Annotated in this window: 2 protein-coding genes and 1 pseudogene; 1 reads left to right on the top strand and 2 read right to left on the bottom strand. The window is 68.2% G+C overall.

All coding sequences use genetic code 11. From position 1 onward, the window contains the following. The first annotated feature begins 340 nt into the window (after nucleotides 1–340). On the top strand, nucleotides 341–1363 hold the full coding sequence (locus tag ACFKCF_RS61360; RefSeq protein ID WP_394506723.1) for a LacI family DNA-binding transcriptional regulator: 1023 nt from the start codon (nucleotides 341–343) through the stop codon (nucleotides 1361–1363). A 207-nt stretch (nucleotides 1364–1570) separates the two neighbouring features. Here the strand turns inward: ACFKCF_RS61360 and ACFKCF_RS61355 are convergent, their stop codons facing one another. Together ACFKCF_RS61355 and ACFKCF_RS61350 are read right to left on the bottom strand one after the other, a co-directional pair. Next, nucleotides 1571–5047, bottom strand: coding sequence for a ThuA domain-containing protein (locus ACFKCF_RS61355; protein WP_394506721.1), 3477 nt, complete (start codon nucleotides 5045–5047; stop codon nucleotides 1571–1573). A 337-nt stretch (nucleotides 5048–5384) separates the two neighbouring features. Further along, nucleotides 5385–5549, bottom strand: a pseudogene (locus ACFKCF_RS61350) (sugar phosphate isomerase/epimerase); the annotation flags it as partial.

The raw sequence follows: 5549 nt of genomic DNA, 5'->3' as shown, positions 1-5549 counted from the left end.
GCAACCTGCAGCTGCTCTACCAGGGACGCAGCCCCAACTCCGGCGGCGACTACGGCCTCCTGCCCTACCGGCCGGGTCTGCTGACACTGCAGCGCTGACGGCATGACACGGCTCCGGCTCGGAGCCGGCATGGCAGGGCCGCCTGCTCGCGCCCTTCGGTGAGACGGCTTGGAACACCGTTTCCGGGCGGCCCGGCGATCCGGGCCGCCCCTCCGTCAACGGCAGGAGCGGGCGGCCCACAGCACGACCACGACACCGGCCTGCCGTGCACGGGCACGGACACGGTCGCCGTCGCCTCGGCACTGCCGGCCTCCCCGGACTCCGTGACTAAACTGCCGCCATGACCACGGAGTCGTCTGCTCTCACCATCGCTCAGCTCGCCGAGCTGGCCGGAGTTTCCACCGCGACGGTCTCCAAGGTCGTGAACGGCCGTTCCGCGGTGTCGTCCGAAACCCGCGCCGCCGTGGAGGAGCTCATCCGCCGGCACGGCTACCGCCGCCAGCGCCGCCGCTCCATGCCGACGGCCCAGGTGGAGCTCGTCTTCCACGCTCTCGAGGGCGACTATCCCGTCGAGATCACCAAAGGCGTGGCGGAGGTCGCGCGTGAGCACGACCTCATGGTGGGGATATCGGACCTGCGCCGTGACCACACCGCCGGAGACGCCTGGCTGGAGGGCGTGCTGCGGCGCCGCCCGAGCGGTGTGATCGCGGTGTTCTCCGGCCTGACCGAGACCCAGCACGGACAACTCGCCCGCCGCGAGATCCCGCTGGTCCTGCTGGATCCGGCCGACACTCCCGCGCGGAACATTCCATCGGTCGGCGCCGGCAACTGGACCGGCGGGCTCACGGCCACCCGCCACCTTCTGGAGCTCGGACATCGCCGCATCGCCATCATCGCGGGGCCCGACTCCGCGCTGTCCAGCCGGGCCCGTCTCGACGGCTACCGCACCGCCCTCGACATGGCCGGCGTGCCTGTCGACCCGGAGCTGATCGGCCGGGGGGACTTCTTCATCGAGGGCGGCCTGGCCGAAGCGCACCGTCTGCTGCGCCTGCCCGACCGGCCAACGGCGATCTTCGCCACGAACGACGGCCAGGCCATCGGCGTCTACCACGCGGCCCATCAGCTCGGCCTGCGCATCCCGGACGATCTCAGCGTCATCGGCTTCGACGACATGCCGTCGGTGCGGTGGACCATCCCACCGCTGACCACCATCCGCCAGCCCCTCACCAAGATGGCCGCCGCGGCAACCTCGATGCTGCTGACCCTGGCCCATGGCGAGCAACTGCCGCAGAGCCGCGTCGAGCTGGCCACCGAACTCGTCGTACGCGAGAGCACCGGGCCTCCCGGCCTCCCGCCCGCCTGAGCCGAAGCGCGGCATACACGGGTCAACGGGCCGCGTTCATGATCCCGGACGCCGGCATCGCGATGCTCTCCTCCAGCGGTACCACCGCACGGACCCTTCGTGGTGCCGACCTGGCCGACGCTTCTGTCCGGCAATGACGCCCCCGCCGTCCGGACCCTGGAGCCGCCGCAGAAGGGCCGGCTCCAGGGTCCGGACGTCACAGGGCGTTCAGACGCGGGTCCACTTCTGGTTGTTCTGACCGTTGCAGGCCCAGATCTGCACCTTGGTGCCGTTGGCGGTGCCGGCGCCGCTGACGTCCAGGCACTTGTTCGCTCCGACGGCGGTGATGCTGCCATCGGCGTTGAACCGCCATTTCTGGTTGTTCCGCCCGTTGCAGTCCCAGACGATCAGGGCGGTGCCGTCCGCCGTCCCGCCGCCGTTCACGTCCAGGCACTTGTTGCCGTACACCCGCAGCTCGCCTGCGGCGGTCGACGTCCACTGCTGGCCGGGCTGCCCATTGCAGTCCCAGATCTGCACCTGTGTGCCGTTCGTCTGCGAGGCGCCGTTGAGGCACCGGTTCGATCCCACACCCCGCAGCGCGCTGGTGCTGCCCGGAGGCGAGCCGTCGCCCTGCCCGACGCCCTTGCCGTTGACGGTGAACGAGTCCACGTCGAACGAGTTCGCGGACGGCGACTTGAACACGACGTAGACATTGCGGCTGCCACCGGGATCGGTGACCTGCACCGCGGGCAGGGACACGTAGGTGTTCCATCCCCCGGTCGCCGGCACCGGGCTGGAGGCGATGAGGGCTCCCGTCGCCGAGTCGGCGTGCAACTCGATGGACGCCCCGGTGTTGGACGGTGCCGAGACCCGGAAGGACACCGTGTCGATCCCCGACAGGTTGACCGGCCCGAAGGAGATCCAGTCGTTGTTGGAGATGTCGCCGATGCGCCTGCCGCCTTCGGCTCCGGGCTCGTCGACGATCCGGATTCCGGACGAGCCGGTGAAGTGCTCGGCCTGCTTGTGCTTGGGCTGCAGGGTGACGCCGGCGCTGCCCTTCAGGCCGCCCTTGTCGGTGTAGTCGGCGGACAGGGCGTAGTAGACGTTGGCGGCCTCGTCATGGCCGGAGGCGGTGGTCGTGACCGTTCCGGAGCAACCGGTGTACTGGCCGGTGTCGTGGGCGTGCTGGTCATGGCCGAGCGCGGTGATCACGTTGACCTTGGTGCAGTCAACGGCGCCGTCCTCGGGGTCGGTGACGTTCACCGTGTAGGCCACCTGGTCGCCGAAGTCGATGAACCCGCCGTCGGGCGGAGCCGAGAAGACGACCTTGGGGCGGGTGTTGCCGACGGCGATGGACAACGTGACGCTGCCCGTCTTCCCGCCGGAGTCCCGTACGGTCAGCTTGGCCGTGTACGTCCCGTTGGCGTTGTAGGTGTGGGACGGGTTGGCGCTGGTGGAGGTGCCGCCGTCGCCGAAGTCCCACGCGTAGGTGATCGCGTCGCCGTCGGGGTCGGACGAGCCGGCCGAGGAGAACGCCACCGTCAGCGGCGCCGCACCCGAGTCGGGGTTGGCGCTCGCCTTGGCCAGGGGTGCGCGGTTTCCGGCAACGTAGTCGACCCGGTAGACGCTGTCATCCGTGTTCGCGTGGCCGAACCCGTTGCCCCAGTCGGCCATGTACAGGGCGCCGTCCGGACCGAACTTCATGTCGATCGGCGCATGCGGGGCGAGCTGTGCCACAAAGGGGTTGATCTTCAGGAGGTTGCCCGAGGAGTCCAGCCGGAGCTCCTTGACGAAGTTTCGGCTCCATTCGTAGAGGAACGGCGTGCCGTCGAAGTACTCGGGGAACTTGCGGTCAGAGGTGGCGGCCGGGTCGTAGCGGTAGAACGGGCCGCCCATGGGGGCCGCACCGCCGCAGCAGTCGATCTCCGGAAACTCGGCCGAGGCGTGGTAGTTGTACCAGACGGTCGCGGGCTTGGCCGCGGGCAGATTGGTCAGCCCGGTGTTGTTGGGCGAGTCGTTGACCGGTGCCGAGCAGTTGAACTTCGCGCCGGAGGTGTTGGTGGCGAAGTTGTAGTCGTTGAACGGGATGTTGTTGCCGACGCAGTACGGCCAGCCGTAGAAGCCCGGCTGCTTGATCAGGTTCCACTCGACGGTCCCCTCGGGACCGCGGCTGGGGTTCGCGGCGCCGGCGTCGGGGCCGTAGTCACCCACCGAGATCCAGCCCGTCACCTTGTCGACCGAGAAGCGGAACGCGTTGCGGAAGCCCATCGCGTAGATCTCCGGCCGCGTCTTGGCGGTGCCGGGCGCGAACAGGTTGCCGGACGGAACCGTGTAGGTGCCGTCTGCCTCGGGGTGGATGCGCAGGATCTTGCCGCGCAGGTCGTTGGTGTTGGCCGCGGACCGCTGGGCGTCGTAATGCTCCCGGCCCGGCCGCTCGTCGATCGGGGCGTAGCCGCTGGAACCGTTGGGATTGGTGTCGTCACCCGGGCCGATGTACAGGTTCCCACCCGGCCCGAAGGCGAGGTAGCCGCCGGTGTGGCCGGGCTCGTCGACGTTGCGGTACGCCGGAACCTCGATGATCTTCTTCTCGCTCGCCAGGTCGAGGCTGGTGCCGTTGAAGGTGAACCTCGACACCCGGTTCACCTCACCGGCATTGGACGGCGAATAGTTGACGTAGATCCAGCCGTTGGTGGCGAAGTTCGGATCCAGCGCCAACCCGATGCCGCCGTCCTCGCCACCGTCGTACACCGACAGGGTGGCGATGACGCGCGTGCCTCCGCCGTTGGCGGGGATCAGGTTCACCTTGCCCGAGCGCGAAATGTAGAAGACCCTGCCGTCGCCGGCCACGTCCAGTTCCATCGGCTGGTCCGGTGCGCCGTCGAGGGTCACCTTCTGGAACCGGGCCGCGACGGTGCCGCCGCAGTCGCCCGGCGCCGCGCCCGCCGCCCACTTCACCCCACCCAGCAGGTGCTGTTTGAACGACGACTCCGAATAGGAGGACGCCTGGTGGCCCATCGCGGTGGCCCACACCCGGCCGCCCTCCGGGTTGTGACACCAGGAGATCGGGTGGTCGGCGCCCATCTTGTTCGGCCCCGCGTCATAGGTGGTCTCGTCGGCGGTCACCAGCACGTGCACCGAGCCGCGCAGGTTCTTGTCGAAGTTGTACCACTCCTCTGTGCGCACCCAGCGATCCGGCAGCCCCTTGGTGGAGGGGTGAACCTTGTCGGCCACCTTGGCGGTGCCCTGCAGGATCGATGAATGCGCGGTCATGTGCGCGCCGGCCAGGGCAACCTGGTCCCACCAGGGGAACTGCGCCTCGATGTTCATGTCGGTGGCGTTGTGGATCGCGACGACGCCGTGGCCGCCGCGCACGTACGCCTGGAAGGCCTGACGCTGGGCGTCGTTGTCCCAGACCATGCCGCTGGTCTGGAACATGATCACCGCGTCGTAGGTGTTCAGGGTCGCGGTCGTGAAGACGGCGGAGTCCTCGCTCTGGTCGAGCTGGAAGTTGTTGTCGGTCGCCATCTGCTGGAACATCGCGATACCGGCGGGGATGGAGTCGTGCCGGTAGGCGCCGCTCGCGGTCTTGGTGAACAGCAGCACCTTGAACTGGGGAGCGGCCGCGTGTGCCACCAGCGGCACCGCGGACAGCCACAGCCCTAATAAGGCTGCGGCGAGGACGTGAAGGAGGCGTGATGTTCGCATGAAGGATCTCCTGGGGGGTTACCGGCAACGGTCGGAGTCGAAGGGTGGGAAGGCATGCGTCGTCCCGGCCGATGCCGGTCGTCTTCAGCAGTGGCCCACCCATCGATCCGGGCGGTCGGGGCCTGACCATGCGACAGATGTCGAATCGATTCGCAACGAAAATAGGTCGAGTCAAACACGGGTGTCAAGCATGTTTATCCAGCGAATCCATGTCCATCTTTCTGCTTCTACTGGGCCAAAGCCTCGCTGCCCTTTTCGGATATCCGCAGATGCAGAGAGTGTGGCCAGTGCCACGCTGTCTCCTCGGCGCTAAATAAGTATGAAACTTTCACCTTGATCACAGGGTGCGCAGGTAGGCGAGGCCGTCCACGGCGAGCGCGTCCTGGCTCTCGGCGAGGGGCCGCCAGATGGAGGCCGCGGTCGCGATGGTCTGGTTGTGCGCGGTGAACGACTCGATGACGAGCGGCCCTTGATAGCCGACGTCGCGCAGGGCCCCGGCGAA

The sequence above is a fragment of the Nonomuraea sp. JJY05 genome, from assembly GCF_043496855.1.
Lineage (GTDB): Bacteria > Actinomycetota > Actinomycetes > Streptosporangiales > Streptosporangiaceae > Nonomuraea.
Note: the sequence above shows the minus strand (reverse complement) of the source record. Positions and strands in the feature narration are given on the sequence as shown.